The organism is Paenibacillus silvae, assembly GCF_014639235.1.
GTDB classification, from domain to species: domain Bacteria; phylum Bacillota; class Bacilli; order Paenibacillales; family Paenibacillaceae; genus Paenibacillus; species Paenibacillus silvae.
On sequence record NZ_BMFU01000004.1, the window covers coordinates 141,022 to 167,474 of the forward strand.

The following is a 26,453-nucleotide window of genomic DNA, read 5'->3' on the forward strand; positions in this document are numbered from 1 at the left end:
GTCATCGGAGTGGATTGTGTAAAATCTTTAGTTCAACTTATATAGCTCCTTGAGTGAGGTGGTCTTGTTTTAAAGGTGAGTTATGGCTTTGTATGCTTCTGAATATTAAATGAGGGGAAGAATGTTATGCGAAAGCGAATGACAAACATAACTTTAGTTTTACTTTTGACCTTTAGCAGCTGTTTTAGTTTTGGTATGCCATTTAGCAACCAAGCTTCCGCAGACATGATAACACCAACAATGTTGGCGCATTACCCGTTGATTCAGGATGTATTGGATACATCGGGTAATGGCAAGCATGGGACGGCTGTAGGAAACATTACGTATGCCGATGGCCTTACTCTACCTGGAGGGAGCGATAGTAATACGAACTACGTGCAGCTTCCTACCGGCTTGTTTGATCATCAAGAAAATACAACGATCTCTGTATGGATCAAGAGTAACACTGGACGCGGGAATTACTCCGCGTTGTTCTACGGTACGTCAGCAGCTGAGAATAAATTGCCAACGAACTATTGGCTGTTTAATCCATCCAATCCAAGTGGTGATTTCAAGTCTGTGTTTACAGATCGCAATAATGTGGAGCAGCCTTGGACAACTGAGGTAGGCGTATCAGGCACTTCCACGTCGCAGTACGAAGGTCAATGGGTTCACTATACAACGGTCATCACAGAACAATCTATTACAGGTTACATTAACGGTGTAAGTATAGGCACAGCCGCCAAAGAGAAAACAACAGCCAGCTTTGGTACGGATTTGCAAGCTTACATCGGTCGCTCCAATTATGTAGGGGATGCTACTTTTGCGGGCAGCTTTCAAGATTTAAGAATTTACGGAGAGGCACTAAGTAGTGATGATATCGCTGGAGTATACCAACAATCGCTCAATGAAAAGCAAGTAGAACAAAGCAAAAAAGAGCTAACGTTAGGTGATATATCTGCCGTTACCGAATCTCTTGAACTTCCTTCTGCCAATACGTATGGCGCATCGATATCGTGGACTTCCAGTGATGAGAATACGATTAGTCCAACGGGGGAAGTGTTTTTACGAGAAACGGAACAACAAGTAACGTTAACGGCAACCATTTCTATAGGTGAAAGCCAAGCGACAAAAGAGTTCGTGGTTACCTTACTACCTAAAGATGCTTCTGTAGAGCAGACTACCGTTCAAGAAAAGTCGTTAAATGATGATCTGCTTCTTCATTACGACATGAAAACGACTGCCGAAGTAGATGGTCAACTCGTACTGAAGGATGTCGCCAACAAGAAAGTTACATTTGATGGGATATTTAAAAATGCAAACCATGGGCAACTCATTTCAAACAGTGAAGTTGGTTTTATCTCCTTCAATGGTGGAAGTTCTACATCGAATAGTGGATATGTCGAGATTCCTAAGGGCACAAATGGCCTGGATCTATTACAAGGTCTGAATGAGATTACCGTATCTTCCATCGTGAACTGGACGAATGATGGTACGAATCGCTGGATTTTCGGTTTGGGTACGATGTTAACACCGGAAACGAACAAATATTTTTTCGTAACCCCACGTCACGGCAGCGGATCAGGCAATATGGTGGCCTCAGGTATCTCTAAAAATGGCTGGCCGAACGAAGCGTTAGTTACAGGCAGCGCAAACTCCAATCTGATCGGTGGACAATGGAAGCATGTAACGGTTTCCTTCTCTGAAGCCAGCAACAGAATCACATTATTTGTGGATGGAGTTAAGGTTGCTTCAGGTAATGCGAAAGGACTAAAGCTGACAGAAATTGTTAATCCGGATTCCACGTTCTCTGGTTTTATCGGCAAGTCCATCTTCTCGAACGATCCATATCTTCAAGGCAGCGTGGCTGATTTTCGTGTATATGATCGTGCATTGACGGAGCAAGAAATGGGCGAGTTATATCAACAAGAAGCAGCAGATCTCATTTCCAAAATACGAAAGCTTACTGTGGATGATGCAGCGAATCAACTTAACATCGATCGTTACCTAGATGAGGCAGATCAGAGTGCGGAACAGATCACGAGAAACCTTGCCTTACCAACGAGCGGTAAAAACGGTGTAAGCATCACTTGGAGTTCCAGCCATCCTGCTGTCATTTCTAACAGTGGTATCGTGCAACGTCCAAATGCGCAAGCAAGTGATGTTCAAGCAGAGCTTGCGGCTACTTTAACGTATCAAGGGGTATCAACAACAGCTGTATTCCCTGTTACAATCCTGAAGCAGTTCGATGATCAGCAGAAGGCTGAACTGGATGCTGAACAATTAAAGATCTACAATGCCGACAACGTTAAAGGCAACTTACGTCTTGTCACTACAGGTGAACAAGGCTCTGCCATTACATGGACATCTAGCAGACCGACAGTTGTTAAAGGGACAGCCGAAGCGGCTGGCAACGCCGCAAAGCTAGGCTGGGTAAGCCGGCAAGCTACGGATATCCCCGTTACGCTAATTGCTACAATTACGAATGGCACAGCTTCCAAAGAGCGTACGTTTAACCTTAAAATTAAACAAGCACCTGCGCCAGTAAAGCCTGATGCGTACTTCTTTGCGTATTTTACAGGTGAGCATGAAGGTGGGGAAGAGATATCCTTCGCTACAGCTGAAGATCCCTTGTTCTGGAAAGCACTGAATAATGGAAAGTCGATCCTTCAATCGAATATGGGGGAAAAAGGACTTCGTGATCCATTCGTTATTCGTTCAGCAGAAGGGGATAAATTCTATATGCTGGCAACCGATTTGAAAATGGGTGAAAGTACAGATTTTGACCAAGCTCAAATTACAGGTAGTCATTACATGATGGTTTGGGAGTCGGAGGATCTCGTTAACTGGAGCGAGCAGCGAATGGTCAAGGTTGCTCCCAAGACGGCAGGAAATACGTGGGCACCAGAAGCGATCTATGATCGGGAAACCGGAGAGTATATCGTATTTTGGGCATCCTCGATGAAAAACACAGAGACATACGGTGATTATAACGGGAGACCGGCAGGTCAGTACAATGTGATGTACTATGCAACAACGCGGGATTTCTACAGCTTTTCTGAGCCAAAGGTCATGATTGATGAGTCACTTCCAACCATTGATACGACGTTTATTGAGCATAATGATATGTTATATAGATTCACCAAGTCAGAAGTGAATACGAAAGTGTACGTGGAGAAAGCGCCAACGTTTTACTATGACAAGGATGGTATTGCAGCAAATGGCCTTCAATACGACGCTGTTCCGGGTACACGTGATAACAAACTCGGCTTGATTGGAAAAAATGGGAACAACGAAGGACAAACGATTTTCAAGGACATTCATAAAGACAAATGGTATCTGTTCCTGGATTCATGGCCATATCATGTACGATATACAACAGATCTGGATAGCAGCACGCAATATATGAACAATGTATTAAGCAGTGATCAATATGCACTTCCGCCAGGACCAAGGCATGGAACCGTAATTCCCATCTCACGTGCAGAGTATAATGCTTTGCAAGAGAAGTATGCATGGAAGGGTCCAGAACCATCAACAGACCCGGTTGTACATTACTCATTTGATACAAATACAGTGAAGGGTACGACGTTGAATGACATTTCTGGCAATGACCATCACGCAACACTGGTAGGTGGAGCAACGATTAATGAAGAGGATCATGTTGGTAAAAAGGGTGCTTCGTTAGAGCTTAATGGGTCAACGGGATATGTGAAACTGCCAGATAACTTGATTCAATCCTTGAATCTGGAGAAGGCTACGTTCTCTACATGGGTTCAAGTAGACAAAAATCAGGCAAATCAACGCATATTTGATTTTGCTTCCGAAACAGGCAGACAGGTTAACCGCAACACCATGTACTTGAGTACACAAGGAGATACAGGTAGTTTAGAGTTCGCTGTCGTAACACCTTTTACGGAGAAATTCATCAATGACAGCACGAGACTCGGATCAGATTATAAATATGCATTGCGAAATGCTGCACTATTACCAACGAAGACTTGGCAGCATGTTGCCATTACGATGGATGAATTTGATGCAGTATTGTATGTGAATGGTCAAGAGGTTAAGCGCAGCTCGACATTTAATGTTGAGCCGAGAATGTTACTGGAAACAACGATGAACTATATTGGTAAATCGAGAAATAGTACCGATCGTCTGTTTGCTGGTAAACTGGATGATTTCCGTATCTATAATCGTGCGTTATCCGCTGAAGAGATTGCAGCATTAGCGGATGAAGACATTACTCCTCCAATAGAGCAGCCGTCTGAGGCTGAGCTTATTCTCCATTACGATATGAATGATATCGATGGAGAGACGGTTATTGACCAAACCGGAAAATTCAACGGGAAATGGATGAATCCGTCTAAAGCAGAATGGGTCCATACACAAGATGCTGGTGTGCTAAGTTTTAATGGGGGCACAACTAATTCCTATGTAGAGCTTCCACAAGGAGTGCTCGATGGATTAACGGATATTACGGTTTCATCCATAGTGAACTGGAGCGGCAAAAACGCTGCGGAGTGGTTATACGCATTAGGAAAACCCAACAATAATACGCACTATACGTATTTTACACCACGTTATAACGCTAACGGTCAGGCCCGTTTAGGGATCGCAACAAATGCCTGGAATAATGAGTCCGCCGCTTCGACCACGGGCTTGAAAAATAATGAATGGAAAGTAGTTACAACTGTTGTTTCAGGCACGGATGGTACACTGACGCTTTATATTGATGGTGTTGCTGTTGCAACAGGCTCAACCAATGGAATGACGCTGGAACAAATAAAAAATATCTCGGGCAGTAGTGGATATATCGGGAAGTCATTCTATACAGCTGATCCTTACTTCGGCGGGTTGATTGCAGACTTCCAAATCTATGATGGTGCTATGAGTGCGTCAGATATTGCAGCACTGAAGGCTCGTGCAGATCAAAAGATTGCTTCGATGAAGGGCATGTTTGTATCAGCTGCGACAGAGAAATTAACGATTCATGATCTTCTTGCTTCGAATACATCCAAAGATGCGATTACAAGCAATGTAACCTTGCCAACATCAGACGCTTATGGCACGACAATAAGCTGGACAACAGATAAAGGCCATGTGATCTCAACTACAGGTGCCGTAACAAGACCAGCTAACGCAACTGGCGATCAAGTTGTAACGTTAACAGCGGTATTTTCAGATGGCACTGAGACTGCTACCAAAACCTTTACGTTGAAGGTTAAAGCATTGCCGAACGATGCCGCTGCTGTAGATGAAGCCAAAGCAGCACTAGTCGTTCATAACATTCATGATGTAAGGGGGCATCTCACATTACCGGCATCTGGACTCTATGGAACAACGATCACGTGGACTTCCGTTCAGCCAAACGTCGTTTCAGGTACGGGTGAAGTAAAACGCCCGGCGCACGGTAGTGGAGATGCAGACGTGAAGCTTACAGCGACGATTACATTAAATTCCGCATCCACTACGAAGGAATTTATTGCGAAGGTGAGGGAACTGCCTGCTGAAGAAAATTATGCGGGATACTTCTTCACATATTTCACAGGAGAAGGTACTTCTACAGGAGAGCAAATTTACTTTGCAGCAAGTGACGGCAATGATCCGTTGAACTGGCGAGAATTGAATGATGGTAAACCTGTATTGACCTCTGCCTTGGGGGAAAAGGGGGTTCGTGATCCGTTCATTATTCGTTCGCCTGAAGGTGACAAGTTCTATATGATCGCTACCGATCTGAAAATTAACGGCAATGGCAACTGGGGCAGAGCGCAAACATGGGGAAGTCGTTCCATTATGGTTTGGGAATCGAATGATCTGGTCAACTGGACAGATCAACGCATGGTAGAGGTTGCACCGGAAGAAGCGGGTAATACTTGGGCACCGGAAATCATGTATGATAAAACAACAGGTGAATACATTGTATTTTGGGCATCGAGAATGTTTGATGATGCATCCCATACAGGCAGCGCCTACCAAAAAATGATGTATAGCAAGACAAGAGATTTCTATACGTTTACTGAACCTAAAGTATATTTGGATTATGGATATTCCATCATAGACACCACGATGATTGAGCATGATGGAAAAGTATATCGTTTTACGAAGGATGAACAGGACAACGGAGCTGCTGCTCCATTTGGCAAGATGATCTTTCAGGAGGTTGGTGACTCAGTCCTGGACCCAGCCTTCAAGATGATTAATCAAGGCGTAGGTAACATGAAATGGGTCGAGGGTCCAACGATTTTCAAATCGAATACAGATGAAAAGTGGTATTTATTCGTAGATGAGTTTGGTGGAAGAGGTTACATTCCATTCGAAACAACCAATCTGGCATCAGGTATCTGGACATTATCTTCCAACTACAACTTACCAGCTAATCCGCGTCACGGTACGGTTATTCCGATTAAACAAAGCGAATACGATGCACTCCATGGGAAAAATGTATCCGTTAGCGGAGTTAGCTTGGACAAAACGACATTGTCCATCGCAGCAGGTCAATCAGTGCAATTGACAGCTACGATCACACCAGCAAACGCAACGAAAAAAGAAGTAAGATGGCGCTCAAGCAATCCATCTGTAGCTACTGTAAGTGCAACAGGTCGCGTAACGGCGGTGGCACCAGGAACAGTAACCATTACAGTAACTACGGTAGATGGCGGTTTATCATCCAGCGCTACGGTAACGGTGACACCACTGGTTGAACCGACTGCACTAGGCAGTGGTAATGGAGATGGTGGCGGTAGTAGCAGTAATACTCCTGCACCTGTAGCACCACCAACTTCTACAGGTGGAACTGAACCTGTGGTATCGGATAACGGGCAAATAAAAATCAAACCAGTCGTGAATGAGAGCGGCACTTCTGAAGTCAAGTTAAGTGCAGATACGGTGAAGCGTGCGCTTGATCAAACGACAGGCAGTAAGCTGCGGGTACAAGTTGAAGGTAATCAAGGCTTGAACGAACTAACCATTGATCTATCAGTTGATCCGCGCTTAACAAGCGGAACTGCCAAGGTAAGTAGCATCGAGATCAACACAGGCTCAGCAGTCGTAACGTTGGCTAGCGAACGGCTTGGAACAGGAGCAAGCGCAGGGAAGACGTTAGGATTGTCCATCAAGAAAATGGCAGCGGATCAACTTCCAGCTGGCACACAAGCTGCGCTGAACGGTGAGGTTGTATACGATATCAAGTTAACGCTGGATGGTAAGAAGCTTACAGCGTTTGATGGTAGAGATGATCTTGTCATTGCACTGCCATACACATTAAAGGCTACCGAGAATCCAAACAACGTCATCGTATACGATGTGAAGGACAATGGAGAGTTAAGAGTTGTGACGAATGGTAAATACAATGCAGCGACAGGAAAAGTAGAGTTCAAGCCAACGGAACTAAATAAGTATACGGTAGTGTATGTTGCAACGAGCTTTAAGGATGTGACCCAAGGCTGGGCGAAGGATGCGGTCTCTGCATTAGGAGCAAGAGGCATCGTAAAAGGTGTAGGCAATGGCGAGTTTAATCCGAAAGGTCAGGTGACAAGAGCAGAATTCATTACTATGCTGATGAATATGTTGGAGTTATCGGATGAAAGCGCAACGACAAGTTTTAGTGATGTGGAGCAAGGAGAATGGTACCATGGAAATATCGCAACCGCGCAGAAGCTGGGGATTGTGAACGGGAAACCAGATGGAAGCTTCGGAGTTCATGAGAGCATTACGCGAGAAGATATGGCCGTTATGGTATACAAAGCGATACAAGTGAAGCAACTGGAATTATCAAGTAGTGAAGCTGCTGCCTTCAAGGATGAAGCAAGCGTCGCAGACTATGCGAAGCAAGCGGTAGAGGCAATACAGGGAGCAGGCATTATAAACGGTGTAGGTAACGATGAGTTTGCGCCGAAAAAAAATGCTAACCGTGCAGAAGCAGCAGTGATGATCTATAATTTATGGAGTTTGATGTAGACAGGTTAAGTATAGGGGGCCTACATGGAGCGATGACGAAGTGATTAATCCTCCGGGGCTTGATTCAAAAAAGGAACGCCATCACATTACGTGATGGCGTTTTTTAGTTGGAAAACCGGCGAACTAAGTGTACAAATACTAACGAGTTTTTGTTGCCTATTCAGAGGTACGCGCTTGTTGCCTTGTTTCTATTAGCGCGAACACCTCATCCATGTCGAGGGAAAACATGACGCTTTCGCTTGTTATCGGCTGGAAGTGGAATTCCAGCTTTTCTTTTCCGAATTGCTTCTCAAGCTCCGCCCACTGTTCCGTAGATAATAAGAGATACGCTAACGTGTCGTTGCCTAAGGACTCCATAAACCATCGAATCTGATACCGGGGAGCAATCATATCCTGCATAGCTCGAATGGCGCTGTCTCGATCAGTCCGATCATCAGCGAACGGAATGGTCAGCTTGCGATCATGCGAACTTAACACAATATCAACGCCTCTCGGTTTGTTGATGTCGATGATCTCACACGTGATCTGATCCGATTCCGGCAGTTGATCGTTAAAGTATTGGATGATGTCGCCTTCGTCTTCTCTCCAATCAATCCAGATTAACGACTCGTGCTCGAAAAATTGCTCCATCACATTCTCATCAGAAGAATGCTGAAGTACATGGATAACCGATTGAAGCGTACTCATTATCATCCCATCCCTTATTCAAGATTGAAATATACTCTACATTATCCTATAAGATCAGCGGGGCCTGAATAGGTCAAAGGATACAGGAGAATGCCCAAAACAATTGCAGTCATCTAAATTTCCAGATTATAATGAAGTAAATATTTGGTATGTGCCACTTGCGTAAACGTGGAGAACCACGAGCAGGCACATATGTCATAAGCCGTACGCCTGAGCAACGTATTTGGTCATACACCGTATGCTTTTACTTATTCTAGGGGAGATGAATAGGATGGAACAGGTACGGCAGGCAAGAAATGTGGCATTATTCATTTTTGAACAAGTAGAACCTTTGGATTTTGCAGGACCATTTGAAGTTTTTATTTCAGGAAGTAACAGAGGGCAGGACTTCAATGTGTACACTGTGGCGGAAATGGAAGGTCCGATCCAGGCATTGGGAGGGCTTAGCATTAATCCAGCTTATACGATTCATAACTGTCCTGATCCCGATATATTAGTGATCCCTGGAGGTTGGGGTTCAAGAAAAGAAATGAATAATGAAACGATAACGAGCTGGGTTCGGGACGTGTCCAATGATGTAGAAATTTTACTGTCTGTCTGTACTGGGGCCTTGATTTTGGCAAAAGCCTATGTATTAGACGGTTTGAAGGTTACAACCAATCGTTTGGCGATGAAAGAATTACGGGAAATTATCCCTGCTTCTACTGAAATCATTGAAGATATTCGTTATGTGGATAATGGGAAGATTGTATTGTCCGCTGGAATATCTGCTGGCATGGATGCTGCGTTATACGTTGTAGAACGACTACTGGGCGAAGAACGAGCAATACAAACGGCAAATATTATGGAATATGATTGGAAGAAGGCTTGAATTTGGAGGGGATTTGCGTGCGTATCCGTTTGTTAGAACACAAGGACCGAAATAAAATAGAAACCATAATGAGTGAATATCCCTTACAGTTTCCTAAGTTTATTATTGAAAAATACCCTGCACGTTGGTCAGAGTTTTTAGATACAGCGAATGCAACCAAAGAAGATGCCTATTACGTTGCTATAGACAGTAATAATGATATCCTTGGTCATGCAGGCTATTTATTCAATGAAGGGTTAGGTCTTTACGAGATCGTAGGAGTGGTAGTAAAAAAGGGAATTCAACGGAAAGGTATTGGACTCGCCCTAATTAGCACAATTTGCAATAAAGTTAAAAAAATGAATGAAAAAGAAATTATTCTTTACACACTAGGTCATGTCGGAAATGAAGATACTATAAAATTTTATAATCATATCGGGTTTGATGAGGTAGCTTATGAAAAGGATTTTTTTACAATGGATTACCATAGAGTTACGTTTATTAAAACGTTGAGATAACAGGTGAATTGGAAAATATATCAATTCGCCCTCAAACTCCGCTGATAAATAAGCATAGAATAGCAGCATGAAATTATACATATGGAGGTCATTAAGTTTGAGGACATATTACTACTTCAGTTGGTTTAATCATTTTTTCCCAGAGAAGCTGGTTAAATTGTTGCACGAGGATATCCAAGACAGAAAATCACTTGTTATGATTAGCGGTGATCCTTCTGATTATGAAGGTGAGCAGGTTAACTTTGATGATTTCACGGAATGGACATGGTTAACTCAGGCAAACCTTCTTTTCGATGAAACTCATTTTATAGATTACCGTGTGCAGCACGAAGAGGCTCAGCGAATTATTCGGAATGCTTCAGTCATTTTTTTATGCGGTGGAGATCCTGTTCAGCAGCACGATTTTCTGGCCAAATATGAATTATCCAATGTAATCAAGAACAGCAACGCCGTAATCATCGGTGCAAGTGCTGGTTCATTAAACATGGCTTCAAAATGGTTCTCTTCGGCTGATGCTAAGCCTAAACTTGAAACAAGTATTATTTATGAGGGTTTAAGTTGTAACGCTTTTGCTTATGAATCGCATGCTCAACGTGACTACGCTACGTTTGCTGAAGGCTACCTGTTCCCCTTATCCAAAGAGATAGATGTTTATGCGGCAGAACAGGAGAGTGCTATGCGTGTCAAGGACGGAAAAATAGACATTTTAGGTCCTGTATATTTAATATCCCACTCCAGGGTTCAGAAATTGGTCGAAACATTTTAGTTGGAATAAGCTTTGTACAGTCATGAGATCGAATGGATTTTGCCCCTGAGATTGTCGGTGTAGGCCAGATTTCCGTCCTTTGTAATGACAGCAGCTTCGATATGTTTCATGGGATTGACTTTGTGAATGATGGAGGCGGCATCTAACCCGAACAATTCGGTCGTATAGATGTCACAGTCCAGCGATTTGTCTGCAATTATAGTTAATGAAGCGATATTGCTTTCCATCGGATAGCCCGTTGTACTGCTGAATATATGGTGGTACTGCTGGCCTTCTTGTTTTAGAACTCGCTCGTATATACCGGATGTAACGACGGACTGCTCCCGGATGCTAACATATGCTGCTGCATTTCCCCGGGGGAGAAAGGGATTCTGTATTCCAACCTTCCAGTGACTGAGCCCTGAGGGGGAATCCCCATGAACAAGCACATTTCCACCCATATCGACCATTGCAGAGACGACCCCGTTTTTTTTGAAAAAGGCCATAACCTGATCGGCAAAATAACCTTTAGCAATCGCGCCAAGGTCGATCTCCATGCCTTTTTTGCATAAATGAACTGTTTGCTGCTCATCGTCAAGCTGTATATGCTCCGGATTCAACAGCTCCAGCACCGCTTTAATATCTAAATCCTGGGGCACATGTGCCTCGCGGAAACCAATTCTCCACAATTTGATCAATGGACCGATCGCAATATTTAAAAATGAATCTTCATGCAAGCTGTGTGCTTTGCCGATCCGGATAAGATCATACAGCTCTTTGTCCACCTGTATCGGATGAGATGCGGCTGCTCTTTTTAACATGGCAAGCTGCGAGTGCTCGCTGTTGGCACTAAACACTTGTTCATAATGCCTTAGCATTTTCGCTGCTTCCTCGGCAAGCTCTTCAGCATTTTTGCCATCAATATATAGAGAGATGTTAGTTCCCATGAGTGGTATCGTTCTCGTAAAAGGTTTCATGATAGCCTCCTATATCGCACATTGTTGTCCGTGATTGAGAAAAGTATGGATGAGGTCATGATCCACGCTGGTCAGCTTTTTATCTCCATGATGGGCTATGAAATAATCCAGACTTATCTTATCCAAAGGAATGGGATAGATATTGTATTCTGCAGGGCACTCGTCGATTCGAACACTCTCGGGCACAATCGTGAGGCCTAAATTACACTTGGCGAGCTTGAGCACAGTGTAGATATCTTTGCTTTCCATCATGATGTCGGGCTGTACCTTGTATACACTAAGCAATTGATCAATCTGTTTACGAATGGCCGAGCCCTTGGACGTTAGGATAAGCCGTTGACTCAAAATGGTGCTGATCTCAATCGTGCCCTCCGGGATGACCGCAACATTCTCTTGATATAATTCGCAGCAGCGCGGAATAATGGCCCGGTAACTGTGTTTACCCCAGCTATAGGAGTTCAGGTTCGGGGAGATGCTGCTGGAATTTTGTCCAATCCAGAAGTCGAGCTCGTTACTCTGGAGGCGTTTCTCATTTTTTTCAGGCAAATCCTCGACAAGATTAATTTTATACGTTGGATGAAGCTCCAGAAAATTCGGTAAAAAAAGGGGCGTTAAGTACGCGCCGAGGCTTGGAAGAATACCGATCCGCAACACTTTGTTGTCGATATCCGATACATAGGAGATTTCCCGGACAAGCTTGGCGTAGCTATGTTCGAGTGAAGTCAGGTATTGATAATATATTTTCCCCTGTTCGGTTAATCGGTATGGAAGTTTGTTGCGTGTGATCAGCTCACAGTTCAGCTGGCCTTCGATCTTTTTGATCACCTTGGTAAGGTAGGGCTGAGAGATGTAAAGGGATTGGGCAGCTTTGCTATAATTGCTGTATTTCAGAAGGCTGTCGATGTAACATAAGATATCCTGCGATTCTAATTTAGACATGTCGCTCACCCTTTGTGAAAAAAGTAACAAACTTAGGATTTGAGCTGATTATAACAAATTGGTTATCAAACTGCAATGAATAACTATTAGATCATTCGAGCTTTGATATGTTAGAGTTATGCCGAAAGATCGAGTGAACAGTTGCAAACATCTTCTCGAATGACAGAAGGGGGATTACGATGAATTATTTAGCTATTGTGGGCACGAATTCGGATGTCTCAACGAACCGTACACTGCTTCAGTTTATGCAAAAGCATTTTGCCAGCGAGGTCCAGATTGACTTGTTTGAAATCAAGGATTTGCCTGCCTTTATCGAAAAGGATGATTTGGAGGAAGCTGAAGTTGATATTCCTGTAAAGGTACAAGACTTGCTGGATCAAATCTCCAAAGCAGAAGGCATCATTATTGCTACTCCTGAATATGATCACGCGATTCCTGCTGTATTGAAAAGTGCGCTGGAATGGATTAGCTATACCACTCAAACCTTAAAAGACAAGCCTGTTCTGATCGTGGGTGCTTCCCACGGCTCGCTCGGCTCCTCCAGAGCACAGGCACATCTCAGACAAATTCTGGATTCGCCTGAACTTGGTGCGAGAATGATGCCTAGCAGCGAGTTTCTTCTAGGAAAATCACAGAGTGCATTTGATAACAGCGGCAGCCTGATCAGTGCTGAGAAAGTTGCAGAGCTTGAGGAAATTTTCAGAGAGTTTGTTTTGTTTACGGAGATCACAACAGAACTGCTGTCTAAACGGACGTTGAAGAAAAAAACGAAAAAATTTTCCTGGCAAGAGTAGGGGGCGAACTACAATGAAAATCATAGCGATCGTTGGCACAAATGCAAAGAAATCATATAATCGCAAGCTGCTTCAGTTCATGCAAAAGCACTTTGAATCCAGAGCAGACATTGAAATCCTTGATATTACAGATGTTCCGATGTTTAATCAATCCGATAACCAAACGAACAGTGCAATTATACAATCGTTTAACGAAAAAATTATAGCAAGTGATGGCGTGATTATTGCAACTCCGGAATATAACCATTCCATTCCTTCATCCCTGAAAAGTCTGCTGGAATGGCTGAGCTTTGAAATCCATCCGCTTGCTGGCAAGCCGGTCATGATTATTGGTGCTTCGCAGGGAACGCAGGGTTCCTCGCGTGCACAGCTGCATCTACGTCAAATTCTGGATGCACCGGGTGTTGAAGCGAATGTGATGCCAGGATATGAGTTTTTGCTTGGCAGTGCACATAAAGCATTTGATGAAGCAGGAAACCTGAACAGTGAAGGAACCATTGATTTTCTGGAAGTGTGCTTCCTGCGGTTCCTTCGTTTTGCCAAAATCTCCAATCAGCTCAATGAGGAAGAGGAGTTTACCTATACACCGGGTGTGTATGAGGTCAATGCGATTGGTCACAGCGGCAATCTGCCGATGAAGGTATCCTTTAGTGAAAATCGGATCGAACGTATTGATATTGATTCCCAGGGGGAAACCGAAGGCATCGCCGATGTCGTTTTTGTAAGGATTCCGAATAAAATCATTGAAGGGCAGACACTGAATGTGGATGCGCTATCCGGTGCTTCCGAGACAAGTAACGCTGTCATCAACGGTGTCGCCAAAGCAGTCAAGCTGGCCGGAGTGAACCCGGACATTCTGAAAAGACGTCCAAAACCTGCCAGCAGCCAGATGAAGGATGATGAGGAATATACTTGTGATGTGGTTGTTGTAGGGGGAGGCGGCGCCGGACTCAGTGCGGCTGCTACAGCTCTACAGCAAGGTGCGAGTGCGATTGTGCTTGAAAAATATCCAGCTGTTGGGGGGAATACAATCCGTTCAGGTGGTCCTGTTAACGCGGCAGACCCTGTATGGCAGCAGCAGTTTAGTGAGAATCCGGGGGAACGACAAACGATTGAGAACTTGTTAAGTACCGATGAGAGCCTGATTCATCCGGAATATATCGATGATTTCCATGCGTTGAAAGCAGAATTTGCAGCATATCAGGAGAAGTTTGGCACAGAAAAGGCTTATTTATTCGATTCCCCGCTGCTGCACAGAATGCAAACGTATTTCGGAGGCAAACGAACCGACTTGAATGGCACCACGATCTATGGGCAGTATGATCTGGTTAAGGTGCTTACCGATCGTGCCCTGGAAAGTGTGCAATGGCTTGAGGATATCGGTGTTGAATATGATAAAAGCATCGTATTTGCTCCAGTAGGTGCCCTGTGGCGCCGTGGTCATAAACCTGTCAAAAGCTATGGTTCTGCATTTATCATTGCGCTTAGCAAGTATGTAGAAGACAATGGCGGACAAATTATTACAGATACCCCGGTAAAACAATTGATTATTGAAGATGGAAAAATTGCAGGTGTCATTGCAACGGGTGTAAATGGTCAGAAAATTACGGTTCATGCAAAAGCGGTTGTGCTTGCCAGTGGTGGTTTTGGTGCAAACACGCAGATGCTGAAGGAATATAACACGTATTGGAGCCATATTGACGATGATATCAAAACAACGAATTCCTACGCGATGACCGGTGACGGAATTTCGCTTGGCAAGAGTGCAGGAGCCGCACTGACAGGCATGGGCTTCACGCAAATGATGCCGGTAGCTGACCCGGAAACGGGCGAGCTCTTCAGTGGGCTGCAAGTACCGCCTGAAAATTTCGTCATTGTTAACAAAAAGGGAGAACGGTTTGTCAACGAATTCTCTGGACGAGATGTCTTAACCAAAGCGGCGATCGAGCAGGGAAGTTTATTTTATCTAATCGCTGACGATGAGATCAAGAAAACCGCTGCCAATACCAGCCAGGAAAAAATAGATCGGCAGGTCGAAGCGGGCACTTTGTTTAAAGCGGATACGATTGAAGAGCTGGCAGTGAAAGTGGGTATGGACCCTCAGGTTCTCAGATCGACCGTTGATAAGTATAACTCTTACGTAGATGCGGGCTTTGATCCAGAATTTCACAAGGATACGTTTAGCTTAAAAGTCGAGAAGGCTCCATTTTATGCTACGCCTAGAAAACCGGCGGTCCACCATACGATGGGCGGTATCAAAATCGACACCCAAACTCGCGTATTGAATGAAAACGGCCAACCTATTGCACATCTGTACGCTGCCGGAGAAGTTGCAGGCGGTATACACGCTGGCAATCGTTTAGGTGGTAATGCCTTGACGGATATCTTTACGTTTGGACGGATTGCTGGTCAAACGGCTGTTGATGAGATGAACAAATAAGTAGTAAAAAAAGAAATGTACAGAGAACATCATATTCGACTTTTAAACCACTTCAATATTGAAGTGGTTTTTTTGCAGTTCTCTGCGATGCGTATGAGCGAATGGAAAAGCTTCAAAGCTCCAAAATGTAAACGCTTCAAAAAATGCTGGACAAATGAATTGATGGAATGGTATATTGTTTCTGTAAGAAACAATATTATATTTAATGAATATTAAAATACAAAAAAGGACGGGATATGCGATGACTAGAATTGAAACAACGCTTCAATCATTTGACGGTACACAGCTTTATTTCAGCAAGGATACTGTGGAGAATGCAAAGGCTGCGGTAGTCATCGTACATGGATTGGCTGAGCATGCCAGCCGGTATGATTATGTGACAGAGAAGCTGAATGCACGAGGATTTAATGTATATCGTTTCGACCATCGCGGTCATGCCAGATCGGAAGGGGCACGCACATTTTATAGTGACTTCCATCATCTGATTGATGATGTGAATGCTGTAGTGGAGGCAGTGCTGCAAGAGATCGGGGATACTCCGCTGTATATTATCGGACATAGCATGGGCGGCTTTGCTTCTTCATCGTTTGGAACGAAATATCCGGGAAAAGTGAAAGGCATCGTGTTGTCGGGAGCACTTACCCGTTACAATACAAAGGTGGCTGGAGAACTTCCGATGGAGCTGCCAGCAGGCACATATTTCCCGAACGAACTCGGCAACGGGGTATGTAGTGACCCGGAAGTGGTATCCGCTTACGCCAATGACCCGCTCGTAGAGAAGCAGATTTCAGTTGATTTGTTTAACAGCCTGGGTTATGGCGTGGAATGGCTTAAAGAGAACGCCAAACAATTTGTTGATCCAGTGCTGGTGATGCATGGAGCGAATGACGGACTCGTAAGCGAAAAGGATTCTCGGGACTTTTACGGAGATATCGCTTCAACGGATAAAACACTGAAAATCTATGCCCATCTCATGCATGAAATTTTCAATGAAACGGCACGGGATGAAGTCATTGAAGAAGCTATTGCATGGATTGAAAAACGCCTCTGATTTCAGTAGAGTAAAAGAGAGAGAATTTGAGGACGAAAGGGATTACGCATGAAATTAGATTGGATGGGTGAACATCGCGAACTTGTCGAGAAGATTATCAGGTACGGCAATGCTTACTCCAACACCTATAAGCTTCAGCGAAGCTACGGAACAGATATGACGTTCTCTGCTGCTCAGATTCAGACACTCGAATATATTTTAGAGGCAGAGGATCAGGAAGAGAAGATGTCTGAGATGGCCGCACGTTTGGGCGTTAGCCGCAGCACCTTTTCCAAAAATGTGAAAAACCTGACGGAAAAAGGACTGCTCGAAAAATATCATTTAAGCGGCAACCGCAAAGATATTTACGTCAAACCTTCAGACAAGGGCCGCGAGGTCTACATGAAGTATACCGCATTTGTGCGTGAGCTTTGTTTCGATGATATTTTCAAGCTGGCAGATCGGATTACGGAGGCTGATAAAAAAAGCTTTATTCGCATCATGGATCTGTTAGCAGATGTGCTGCTCTGGTACGGTGAAAAAGAACAGGAGCCGCGCAAGCTCATTAAGATTGAGCCGGACAACGAATAGGCCGATGGTTTCGACAAGTCATTTTCGTACAAAGGAATCTTTCCTCCAGCGATGGAAAAGCTGTGAAGGAGAGGTTCCTTTTTGGCTTGAATGAAAAAGGAACCGCTTATGCGGCTCCCTGAACAGCTCCCTGAACATCGTACCACCGTTTATATATGGCGTTATTTCTTCTGATTAGCCAGCCACTCCATCAGCGTTACGGCTTTACCTTTTATTTTGACAGGTTTGCCATTGAAGTCCTTGGAGATGTTGTTGTTCAACACAGGAATCCAGGACCAGTGCCCGTTGTACTCATACGGAGCGTTGTCGCCGTTGCCTTTGGAGTACACCCCACTCATATCCAACACCTTATCAAAATAGGAGTAATGAACATTTTTGGCTCCCGCAGCGATCAAGCGTTTGTAGGTAGCTGTTGACGTTTTGGATGTATCCACTGTCTGATCTGCTCCTGCAGCTGTGAACCAGATCGGAATATTTTTCAGCTTGGCTATATCCTGTTTGGTTAACAAGGAATCGTCGTATGCTTCAGCGGAAGGATAAGCAGCCGCGAAGTAATCGGGGTTGGCCAGCAGCATGTTCAGGGTCATAAATCCGCCGTTGGAGCACCCGCCAATGTAAATGCGATCCGTATCAATATCTGCAGCATGCTGTTTAACATATTGTTTGATCAAAGCAGTTAGTGACTTGGTATACATACTCTTTCCATTCTTGGTGTACTGCCCTGTGCCGTCATTCATCCAGAAGGTCGGAGTTTGAGGAACCAGCACAGCGGCATCACCAAAATATTTCTGGATCGATTCATCAGCTAATGCGGTTACTTTATTGCCAAGCAGAGCAATTCTCGGGTCGGTTCCACCTTCACCTGCACCGTGAAGCCAGATGATCAACGGTTTTTTCTTGCTGGTCTCAGGCATATATGAGGCATAAGTCAGCTGAATCTCACCGTATGTGGAGTCCTTGTGTTTGAACTTGCCAGTCAAGTCAAACGGCTCAACACCTTGTTCGATCATCGTGTGAGGTGTATCCGGTCTTGTTGTCAGATAATCGATTACATTTCCGGCCTGATCCTGAAGGGATTTTTGCTGAATGATCGTATATTGCAGGTCAACATATCGATTGGTAAAGGACTGAAGATCAAACATAAACGGGCTGGCAGTCATCAGATCGGGATGCACTTTCATCTCAATGGTAATATATTGGCCGCTGGACATGGAGATTGGATTGCCATTTTTATCGGAAAGGTAGGCTTTCTCTATCGCTCGGCTGCTGCTATCCGATCCATCATACGTTTGCAGTGTTTGAAAATTAATCATCGGATAACTTCGTTCTGCGAGTACCTTAAACGTATCTTTGGTCAGTGAATTTTCTTGAATGGAGGTACCTGTATCCAGAATGATCTTGTACACTCCAGGCCCCCAATCATATCCTTTGGTTACGAGAGAGTAGGAGAGTGGAGAGCTTGATACAGCATTATTGTTTGCGCTTACATTAGTGGAGACGAGAAGAGAGGAAATTAGAGCCAGAGCGAGGAAACCTGACAGCAAGCTTTTTTTCATATTCATCAGCATGTACCTCCAGATGGTTAATTGTATGTAGATGCTAACATTGTATCATTTCAGGAGGAACATGGGAAATGCGAACACCTTTTCCAGCTTTATATAACGCAAAAATCGCCTGAAGCTCACCCTATGGTGAATTCCAAGCGATTCTGCAAGATGTGGGGCTTTGTATTTCGTTGTATGACGCAGGCTTTTTTTAGATAATTACTGTTTGACTGCTTCGCCTGCAAATACTTCTACGTTCATTGGAGCAGCCATAAATGCTGCAGCTTGTTGAACAAAAGCCTGGAAGTGAGCACTTGAGTTATGAGCCGCTGTTGCAGCTTCATCTTTCCACAGCTCGATCATCGTGTAGCTTTGTTCACGTTCTGTGCTTTTCACCAGATCATAGCTGATGTTGCCTTCTTCTTGGCGTGTTGCAGCAATCAGTTCTTTGGCAGCGTTCAGAAAAGCTTGCTCTTGAGCGGCTTGTACTTGCAGATGTGCGTGAATGATAATCATCGTGGAAAACCTCCATTGAATTGTATTAAGTAAAGCTGATTATTGTAATAAGAGTAGATCTGAATTTGAACATAATCAGTGTGCTTTAAATCCGGTCTGTATAGAAAAAGTATACTTCTACACTTATGCCCAGGTTGTAATTGTGTCTACTGGCAGACGGTAAGAAGGGTGACCTTCTTTGGCAGATTTACCAATCGAGATCAGCATTACCGGCTGATAGCGTTCTTTGTCCATGCCAAACGTTTCAGCGATTTGAGCTTTTTCATAACCGCCAATCGGGTTGGTGTCATAACCGTGAGCACGTGCAGCGAGCATCAATTGCATGGAAACCAGACCAGCATCAATCAGGTTCACGTCACGCAGATCGGAAGCAGGCATGTTGTCATAATAAGGTTTAACCACTTTTACTTGCTGTTCTGCAACTTCTTTTGGCATAAATCCGTGCTCTACGGCTTTACCAAAAATCTCTTCCAGATACTCGCCATTGTTCATGTCGATGAATACACCGATCACTGCAGCAGAAGTCAACACTTGATTTTGGTTAAAGCGTGCAAGCGGGGCAAGCTTCTCTTTACCTTCAGGTGAATCTACTACAAGAAAACGCCAAGGCTGCATGTTCACGGAAGATGGGGCACGGGAAGCCTCTGCCAAAATTTCAGTCATTTCTTCACGGCTGATTTTCACTTCTGGATCATACAATTTGACGGAACGACGGCCGTAGGTAATTTCATTAAAATCATTTGTTTTTTGGAATTTGCTTTGTGTTGTAGACATGGAAATCTCTCCTCTATATATGGTTTAAAAATTGTTTTGCATACGTTCCAAGAAATCGGCGAGCGCATGAATCTCATCTTCACTGAAACCGTCCAGAATCTGATGAATATAATTGGTTTTCTCTGCTTTATATCCTTCAATCTGTTTGCGCCCATGATCGGTCAGACGAACAAAAGTTACCCGATTATCCTCAGGATTTTTGCGTCTTGTAACCATCTGATCGGCTTCGAGTTGTTTCAGGTGGCGAGTAATAGCAGCACTGTCGATGTTAATGATCTTCTGAAGCATAGACTGGTTAATCTCGTCAACCTGATCCAGCTCATGCAGAATTTCAAAGCGAGAGGAACTGATCCCGGTGCAGCGTTCAAACTTGGGACTGATTTTGTTCCCCAGCACATTCAGCAGATTAATGATCTGCTCTTCTTTGGAAACCATACGTGTCATGACTAGACCTCCCGGGTGAATCCAATCAACAACGGCGTATGTTAACAAATAATTAAATTGCCAGTATACAATGCCATTGCCTCATGATTCTGTAGCTACGCTCAATCGTTGATGGATCAATATTTGATACGTCAATCATTGATGGCTCAATTAATATATCATGTCATTGATGAGAATGCAACAGTGGACTGAATAGAAATTTTTGCTGCCTTGATCAGGGTATGTTGGTTGTTATTTTATTGAGAACTATTATCATCTAAACTATAATGTCAATATAATAATGGCTGAAGGAATTCGTGTGTAAAAGCAACGTGCCTGACGTTCAATGACAGGAAGGATTGTTAATGGAAAAAAAGAATTACATAAAACGACTGGAAAACATACATATCTCCTCTGTTCACGTATATCAGGGCGCGATCGTTACAGCACGGGTTCAGCGCAGGACGTGGAGAAGGTATGCTTTATGCCGGATCAGTAGCGGCAAAGGTGTATTGAAGCTGGATCACGCTGTTCATCTGGTATCCGAGAACGATTGGATTATATTCGAACCGGGCATGTATATGGAGATAGAAACGAACGGGGAAGCTCCCCTCCGGTACCAGATCATCTTATTCTCCTATGTAGGTCTTGTCCGGCAGCAGGCTGCTTGGCGAACGGGAATGTTTGATTTCCCTGTAACAGGCAAGCTTCAGCTGTCGGAGAGTACCCGGGAGGTTCAACAGATGTTGGATCAACTGGTGCATTCCACTCCCCGCTTCCGTGAGCTGGAAAATATAGAAACCAAACAACAGCTGCACAGGCTGCTGATCCGGTTAATACGGAACGTCAAGTCGAATGCAGCGCCGCAGGCAGGTATGGATCAAGTACTCAATTATATGACTCATCATTACATGAAGGAGATTCGGATAGAACAGTTAGCCGCAATGGCTGGACTGAGTGTAAACCATTTTACAAGGACATTCAAACGCGAGTTCCATATGACTCCAGTTGAATATTTGATGCAGCAGCGGATCTCAAAAGCCAAGCAGCTGTTATTTTCGACCGAGAAAATCAGAGTCATTGCTGAGCGGGTTGGTTACAAAGACGAACATTATTTCAGCAGAGTTTTCAAAAAGCGCGAAGGCATCGCCCCGACATTGTTTATGAAAAATAAAGTAAACCGAATTGCCGCATTATATTATGGTCTGGATGATGCTGTCACTACGCTTGGGCTGGAGCCGGTATCTGCATTATCTTATGGTCAGCGGGTAAGCCGCCACGCTTCCAATCTGCAAAGCGAGCCTCTTGGCCACTCGCCACTTATGCTGGATAGCTTCGATCCGAATTTCGACAGGCTGAGAGGTATACAGCCAGACCTGATTATTACAAGTGATCGTATGCAGCTGAATTCTTCTCTGCACCGTATTGCTCCAACGGCGGTTCTGAGGCACACCGATGATATCGCCGAGAACCTTCTATATATGGCGGGCGTTATGGGTCGTAATGAACAGGCTGTTCGCTGGATTGAGCAGCACGCAAAATTAAGAGATGTCCTGCAAGCTGGTCTGCGATCCAGATGGGGAAAGCAGCGGGGGATGTTTATCCGAATTACGGCTCACTTCACGCGTATCTACGGAAAGCATAACCAAGTGGGAACCCTTTTATACGAAGATCTCGGCTTTCTTCTGCCCGCACATTTCCCGGAAGGAGAGTGGGCTGTTGAAATGTATGAGAGCCATTGGAAGCTATATGATGCGGATCATCTGTTTGTCATGGTAGACCCTGTAGCGGAGGCATACGATCGATGGAGGCAACTGCAGCAGTCCGGCGAATGGACACACTTGACAGCTGTTCGAATGGGCCACGTTTATGATGCAGGCGATATTTTTTTCAGAACGCTAGGGCCAGCAGGGCGATTGTGGTCAATGCACTATGTAGCCGGGTTGCTTGGAGTGAAGGCCAGGTGATATTGTGCATGTGAAGAGAGTGGAAAAATCCATGGTAAGAGGGCATGCTTTTCCCTACTATAATGATAATGATAATTATTATTAATTAGAAGAGGGGATTTGCTTTCAATGGTACGACATAGAAACGCACTCATCATCATGTTAACACTTCTCATGCTGGTTTTATCGGCATGTGGCAAGACAGAGGAAGGAACGAAATCAGCAGCAGAACCCGTTAAAGCCGCGGAGGAGAGCACTACGCAGACAATTGAACATGTGATGGGAACGGCAGTAATACCGAAAAAGATTGAACGTATGGTTGTCATGTCTGCTGCTTATATTGATCACATGCTCACGATCGGCGAGAAACCAGCCGGTGTTAATGTGGAAGTGCGTTATGGCGGAGAATACTTGCCATATCTGGCAGATCAGCTGGCAGGTGTGCCAACGGTAGGGTCAGCGGATAATCCCAACCTCGAAGCGATTTTGCAGATTGATCCCGATGCCATTATTATCGAGAACCGAACAGCCGAAAATACATACGAGCAGTTGGAGAAGATTGCTCCAACAATTGTACTCGGTAATGAAGAATGGCTGGATTATGGTGATGATACGATGTACTGGACCCAGGATTTGTTGACGATTGCGGGAATGTATGACAAGGTCGATCTTGCCAAAGAAAAAATAGCAGAACTGGAGAAGCAGACAGAACAGCTCAAAGCGAAGGTGGAGCAGCAGGAGAATCGGAAGCTGGCATATCTGCGGGTGAGAGAGAAAAACGTGCAGATTTATGCGGAGAAAGGCCACCCGACCAATACACTGCTCTATCATGATCTTGGCTTTATCCCCTCTTCGGTAACACCTTCTGAGAAGCGTGCAGACCTGTCCATGGAGAAGATTGGTGATATTGACGCTGATTACATCGTTCTGGAAGTTGATCCAAACGGGCACGATTATCTAAACAATATGCATGCCAGTTCCCTGTGGAAAAAGGTCCCGGCTGTGGTGACTAAACAGGTGTATGACACGGATTCCTTCTGGCTGTTTAAAGGCTGGGGCGTTATTGGCAGAACTGAGATTCTCAAAGAGATTGAGGGCATGATTCAATAGATGACACGTTATGCTGAATTTGATCATGAAGCAATGTCGGATGCATTGGAGCAGGCTTTTGTGACGAGAGTAAGAAGGATGAACGAGCTGCCCGGTTATTCTTTTTGCTCCAAGGATCTGCTTCATGAAGGAACAAGAGAGGCTATATTACATGAGCAGGCCATTCAGCAGGGGCTGGAACTCGGAGGAGCAGGGAGCACAGCGGTAGGGACACTTTTTGCCAAGCGCTACTCGGTTATGATAATGGCTGTAATCTCTGCATTCACTATGTATGATGCTTTACTTCATATTGAAGAAGGTGGGGTACGCATAGAACTAAACGGAGCAGGCGGCATGTGGTATGAAACCTGGCTGGAGAGATATGTGGGGGCTGATACAGGGGCGGATAAGGCTGAAGATTTTGTCCATCGGGAAAAGGAAGCTCGCTTGCTCAGGGAGCGATTGCATTTGCATCTGCACCGTGTATTCCAATCCGTGGCTGATGCTACCGGCGCGAGCGTTAAAGTGATGAATTCCCTGGTGGCGCACAATGTGCAGCAGCTCGCTGCACATATCCTCCACGATCCGAGCATATATCGAAACGAGCAACGGCTTGTTTTGGTGAAGCATGATATGAATATCTGGTTAGAGCAGCAAAAAGAAAACATTTTTGGCAGCACGTTTCAGTGCTTTGAACACTTCAATGGGAATGATGCACCGCTTCTGATTCGTCGATATTGCTGTTTGGCTTATCAGACCGGGAACGGTCATCATGCACATAGTTATTGTAACAGCTGTCCGAAGCTTGACTCGGAGTCAAGACTTCGGCAATGGATCAACAAGGGGACTTAACGTAACATGACTTAAAAAGCAGATATGGATTAATCCGTATCTGCTTTTGTTTTATCCAAATCTGACTTCGTACCGGCAAACAAGCATGTCACCTTTTTTTAGCTTTCCTAACAATTAAACAGTCATAAGCTTCAATTGAACAGGCTGAGCTCATATAATATCGCTAATAGTTCTCTTGAAATAAAATGCATATGGTGATTCATCGTCACGAAAGGATTGGTCTTCATGAGTCTGGAAGCATTGAATGAACGTGTGAGAAATGACTTGACGTTTCTGTCTTATGGCGGGGCCAGTTGGGTGCGAGCCAAAGAGCAGGCAGAGGGCCATGTGTATGATGTCGTTATTGTGGGCGGTGGTCAGAGTGGCCTTGGCGCTGCATTTGGTCTTCTGCGTGAACGGATATCGAACATCCTGATCATTGACGAGAATCCGGCTGGACAAGAGGGGCCTTGGGAAACCTATGCCCGAATGGTAACCTTGCGGACTCCTAAACATCTGACCTCCATTGATCTGGGCATTCCATCCTTGACATTCAGATCGTGGTGGGAGGCTCAGAACGGACGTGAGGCATGGGAAAAGCTTGACAAAATACCGCGCGGAGAATGGATGAACTATTTACGCTGGTATCGGGAGGTGCTGGAGCTTCCTGTGCGCAACGAGGTCAGGCTGAAGCTGATCGAACCCGCTGTTCATGCTCACTTCGAAAACGGTGTTGAGGGAAAAAATATCGGGATTCATCGTCTTCATATTGAGGAATCTGGCACAATGAATAACGAAGGACCGGGCACAAAAAATAACGTTATCCTTGCTCGAAAAGTGGTGCTTGCAACCGGCATCCAGGGAGGGGGCGAATGGCATGTGCCTTCCATGATCGCTGACCGATTACCCAAGGAGATGTACGCCCATACTTCGGAAGTGATTGATTTTGAACGTTTAAAAGGTAAAAGGATTGCTGTCCTTGGCGGCGGGGCCTCCGCCTTCGATAATGCAAGTTATGCATTAGCCTCAGGAGTACAGGAGGCACATGTATTTGTACGGCGGGAGCAGCTGCCTAGCGTTAATCCGATACGCCAGATGGAGCAATCTGGCATGATTGAACGTTTTCACGCACTGCCTGTCGCTGATAAATATCAGGTGATCTCCCATTTCTTCAAATACAATCAGCCCCCGACCAATGATACGTTTAATCGCGCAGCCGCCTGGCCCGGGTTTGTTCTGCGCCTTCACTCTCCATGGCTGAACGTGGAAGCGAAGGAGCAAGGAGTTCAGGTGCAGACGCCCCATGGACAGTTTATGTATGATTATCTTATCATCAGCACCGGACTGCTTAGTGATCCTGCGTTAAGGCCAGAGCTTGGACTGGTCGAAAAACATATCGCACGCTGGAAGGATTGTTTTGATGCTCCAGAGGAATATCGCAGTGCCTTGCTGGATGCTCATCCATTTTTAAGTCCTGGCTTTGCTATGACAAGCCGAACAGAGCAAGGCAAGCAGGTGCTGCATGGACTGTTTGTTTTCAATTATTCGGCACTCGCGAGCTGCGGCTTGTCGGCTTCTGCCATTTCAGGCACCAGGGCTGCCATTCCCAAGCTGGTTACGGCTATTGCAGATCAACTGTTTCTGGACGATCGGGAAGCCATCTTACAGCAGTTTTATACCTATGCAGAGCAAGAATTCACCGCAGTCTGGAATCCGAATAACGTTCTTGCTGAGTAAAGACGATATGTTTAATAAGCTTACCGTACAGTGTTCGCGCTGTGCGGTTTTTTGTTTTTGTAAACACCGTTTTGCAGGGGGCTT

At 44.7% G+C, this 26,453-nt stretch carries 19 protein-coding genes; 12 read left to right on the forward strand and 7 right to left on the reverse strand.

The genetic code is table 11. The annotated features are described in order from the left end of the window. Nucleotides 1-240 precede the first annotated feature (240 nt). On the forward strand, nucleotides 241-7,938 hold the full coding sequence (locus tag IEW26_RS14980; RefSeq protein ID WP_229729876.1) for an immunoglobulin-like domain-containing protein: 7,698 nt from the start codon (nucleotides 241-243) through the stop codon (nucleotides 7,936-7,938). A 156-nt stretch (nucleotides 7,939-8,094) separates the two neighbouring features. Here the strand turns inward: IEW26_RS14980 and IEW26_RS14985 are convergent, their stop codons facing one another. Further along, entirely contained in the window at nucleotides 8,095-8,625 is a 531-nt protein-coding gene (locus IEW26_RS14985) for a glutathione reductase (protein WP_188592998.1), read from the reverse strand. 271 nt (nucleotides 8,626-8,896) lie between these two features. Here IEW26_RS14985 and IEW26_RS14990 point away from each other — a divergent pair, with 271 nt between their 5' ends. The 3 genes from IEW26_RS14990 (at nucleotide 8,897) to IEW26_RS15000 (ending at nucleotide 10,759) form a co-directional block, all read left to right on the forward strand. Beyond that, entirely contained in the window at nucleotides 8,897-9,496 is a 600-nt protein-coding gene (locus IEW26_RS14990; protein ID WP_188592999.1) for a DJ-1/PfpI family protein, read from the forward strand. A 17-nt stretch (nucleotides 9,497-9,513) separates the two neighbouring features. Next, nucleotides 9,514-9,993: a GNAT family N-acetyltransferase gene (locus IEW26_RS14995; RefSeq protein WP_188593000.1), complete on the forward strand. Its 480-nt coding sequence runs from the start codon at nucleotides 9,514-9,516 to the stop codon at nucleotides 9,991-9,993. A 97-nt stretch (nucleotides 9,994-10,090) separates the two neighbouring features. After that, nucleotides 10,091-10,759, forward strand: a complete 669-nt coding sequence (locus IEW26_RS15000; RefSeq protein WP_188593001.1) for a Type 1 glutamine amidotransferase-like domain-containing protein — start codon at nucleotides 10,091-10,093, stop codon at nucleotides 10,757-10,759. Between the two features lie 20 nt (nucleotides 10,760-10,779). Here the strand turns inward: IEW26_RS15000 and IEW26_RS15005 are convergent, their stop codons facing one another. Continuing rightward, nucleotides 10,780-11,715 (reverse strand): FAD:protein FMN transferase, encoded by a 936-nt coding sequence (locus tag IEW26_RS15005; protein WP_188593002.1) that lies wholly within the window; start codon nucleotides 11,713-11,715, stop codon nucleotides 10,780-10,782. 9 nt (nucleotides 11,716-11,724) lie between these two features. Then, nucleotides 11,725-12,654 carry a LysR family transcriptional regulator gene (locus IEW26_RS15010; RefSeq protein WP_111273001.1) on the reverse strand — a complete coding sequence of 310 codons (930 nt, stop codon included), beginning with the start codon at nucleotides 12,652-12,654 and terminating at the stop codon, nucleotides 11,725-11,727. A gap of 179 nt (nucleotides 12,655-12,833) precedes the next feature. Here IEW26_RS15010 and crdA point away from each other — a divergent pair, with 179 nt between their 5' ends. The 4 genes from crdA to IEW26_RS15030 all read left to right on the forward strand — a co-directional run bounded on the left by crdA (nucleotide 12,834) and on the right by IEW26_RS15030 (nucleotide 17,509). After that, nucleotides 12,834-13,448 carry an NADPH-dependent FMN reductase gene (gene crdA, locus IEW26_RS15015; RefSeq protein WP_188593003.1) on the forward strand — a complete coding sequence of 205 codons (615 nt, stop codon included), beginning with the start codon at nucleotides 12,834-12,836 and terminating at the stop codon, nucleotides 13,446-13,448. A gap of 13 nt (nucleotides 13,449-13,461) precedes the next feature. Then, nucleotides 13,462-15,888: a flavocytochrome c gene (crdB, locus tag IEW26_RS15020; RefSeq protein ID WP_145402936.1), complete on the forward strand. Its 2,427-nt coding sequence runs from the start codon at nucleotides 13,462-13,464 to the stop codon at nucleotides 15,886-15,888. Nucleotides 15,889-16,129: 241 nt separating this feature from the next. Then, on the forward strand, nucleotides 16,130-16,939 hold the full coding sequence (locus tag IEW26_RS15025) for an alpha/beta hydrolase (protein WP_145402935.1): 810 nt from the start codon (nucleotides 16,130-16,132) through the stop codon (nucleotides 16,937-16,939). Nucleotides 16,940-16,987: 48 nt separating this feature from the next. After that, the gene (locus tag IEW26_RS15030) at nucleotides 16,988-17,509 is read left to right on the forward strand and encodes a MarR family winged helix-turn-helix transcriptional regulator (protein WP_188593004.1); all 522 of its coding nucleotides are present in this window, start codon (nucleotides 16,988-16,990) and stop codon (nucleotides 17,507-17,509) included. Between the two features lie 161 nt (nucleotides 17,510-17,670). Here IEW26_RS15030 and IEW26_RS15035 read toward each other — a convergent pair whose 3' ends face one another. The 4 genes from IEW26_RS15035 to IEW26_RS15050 form a co-directional block, all read right to left on the reverse strand. Next, complete coding sequence (locus IEW26_RS15035; protein ID WP_188593005.1) at nucleotides 17,671-19,071, reverse strand: prolyl oligopeptidase family serine peptidase; 1,401 nt, start codon at nucleotides 19,069-19,071, stop codon at nucleotides 17,671-17,673. 201 nt (nucleotides 19,072-19,272) lie between these two features. Continuing rightward, nucleotides 19,273-19,569 carry a putative quinol monooxygenase gene (locus IEW26_RS15040; RefSeq protein WP_111273008.1) on the reverse strand — a complete coding sequence of 99 codons (297 nt, stop codon included), beginning with the start codon at nucleotides 19,567-19,569 and terminating at the stop codon, nucleotides 19,273-19,275. A gap of 123 nt (nucleotides 19,570-19,692) precedes the next feature. Next, entirely contained in the window at nucleotides 19,693-20,343 is a 651-nt protein-coding gene (locus IEW26_RS15045; protein ID WP_188593006.1) for a nitroreductase family protein, read from the reverse strand. Nucleotides 20,344-20,367: 24 nt separating this feature from the next. After that, nucleotides 20,368-20,787, reverse strand: a complete 420-nt coding sequence (locus IEW26_RS15050; protein ID WP_188593007.1) for a MarR family winged helix-turn-helix transcriptional regulator — start codon at nucleotides 20,785-20,787, stop codon at nucleotides 20,368-20,370. Nucleotides 20,788-21,131: 344 nt separating this feature from the next. Here IEW26_RS15050 and IEW26_RS15055 point away from each other — a divergent pair, with 344 nt between their 5' ends. The 4 genes from IEW26_RS15055 to IEW26_RS15070 all read left to right on the forward strand — a co-directional run bounded on the left by IEW26_RS15055 (nucleotide 21,132) and on the right by IEW26_RS15070 (nucleotide 26,369). Continuing rightward, nucleotides 21,132-22,733, forward strand: a complete 1,602-nt coding sequence (locus tag IEW26_RS15055; RefSeq protein ID WP_188593008.1) for a helix-turn-helix domain-containing protein — start codon at nucleotides 21,132-21,134, stop codon at nucleotides 22,731-22,733. Nucleotides 22,734-22,841: 108 nt separating this feature from the next. Beyond that, entirely contained in the window at nucleotides 22,842-23,822 is a 981-nt protein-coding gene (locus tag IEW26_RS15060) for an ABC transporter substrate-binding protein (protein ID WP_188593009.1), read from the forward strand. Then, on the forward strand, nucleotides 23,823-24,653 hold the full coding sequence (locus IEW26_RS15065) for a (2Fe-2S)-binding protein (RefSeq protein ID WP_188593010.1): 831 nt from the start codon (nucleotides 23,823-23,825) through the stop codon (nucleotides 24,651-24,653). Nucleotides 24,654-24,878: 225 nt separating this feature from the next. After that, entirely contained in the window at nucleotides 24,879-26,369 is a 1,491-nt protein-coding gene (locus tag IEW26_RS15070) for a flavin-containing monooxygenase (protein WP_188593011.1), read from the forward strand. Nucleotides 26,370-26,453 lie beyond the last annotated feature (84 nt).

Bases quoted from the DNA above. Each gene is read 5' to 3' on its own strand.
- IEW26_RS14980 (WP_229729876.1), top strand. From the start codon at position 241: ATGTTGGCGCATTACCCGTTGATTCAGGATGTATTGGATACATCGGGT.
- IEW26_RS14985 (WP_188592998.1), bottom strand. From the start codon at position 8,625: ATGAGTACGCTTCAATCGGTTATCCATGTACTTCAGCATTCTTCTGAT.
- IEW26_RS14990 (WP_188592999.1), top strand. From the start codon at position 8,897: ATGGAACAGGTACGGCAGGCAAGAAATGTGGCATTATTCATTTTTGAA.
- IEW26_RS15005 (WP_188593002.1), bottom strand. From the start codon at position 11,715: ATGAAACCTTTTACGAGAACGATACCACTCATGGGAACTAACATCTCT.
- IEW26_RS15010 (WP_111273001.1), bottom strand. From the start codon at position 12,654: ATGTCTAAATTAGAATCGCAGGATATCTTATGTTACATCGACAGCCTT.
- crdA (WP_188593003.1), top strand. From the start codon at position 12,834: ATGAATTATTTAGCTATTGTGGGCACGAATTCGGATGTCTCAACGAAC.
- crdB (WP_145402936.1), top strand. From the start codon at position 13,462: ATGAAAATCATAGCGATCGTTGGCACAAATGCAAAGAAATCATATAAT.
- IEW26_RS15025 (WP_145402935.1), top strand. From the start codon at position 16,130: ATGACTAGAATTGAAACAACGCTTCAATCATTTGACGGTACACAGCTT.
- IEW26_RS15030 (WP_188593004.1), top strand. From the start codon at position 16,988: ATGAAATTAGATTGGATGGGTGAACATCGCGAACTTGTCGAGAAGATT.
- IEW26_RS15035 (WP_188593005.1), bottom strand. From the start codon at position 19,071: ATGAATATGAAAAAAAGCTTGCTGTCAGGTTTCCTCGCTCTGGCTCTA.
- IEW26_RS15040 (WP_111273008.1), bottom strand. From the start codon at position 19,569: ATGATTATCATTCACGCACATCTGCAAGTACAAGCCGCTCAAGAGCAA.
- IEW26_RS15045 (WP_188593006.1), bottom strand. From the start codon at position 20,343: ATGTCTACAACACAAAGCAAATTCCAAAAAACAAATGATTTTAATGAA.
- IEW26_RS15050 (WP_188593007.1), bottom strand. From the start codon at position 20,787: ATGACACGTATGGTTTCCAAAGAAGAGCAGATCATTAATCTGCTGAAT.
- IEW26_RS15055 (WP_188593008.1), top strand. From the start codon at position 21,132: ATGGAAAAAAAGAATTACATAAAACGACTGGAAAACATACATATCTCC.
- IEW26_RS15060 (WP_188593009.1), top strand. From the start codon at position 22,842: ATGGTACGACATAGAAACGCACTCATCATCATGTTAACACTTCTCATG.
- IEW26_RS15065 (WP_188593010.1), top strand. From the start codon at position 23,823: ATGACACGTTATGCTGAATTTGATCATGAAGCAATGTCGGATGCATTG.
- IEW26_RS15070 (WP_188593011.1), top strand. From the start codon at position 24,879: ATGAGTCTGGAAGCATTGAATGAACGTGTGAGAAATGACTTGACGTTT.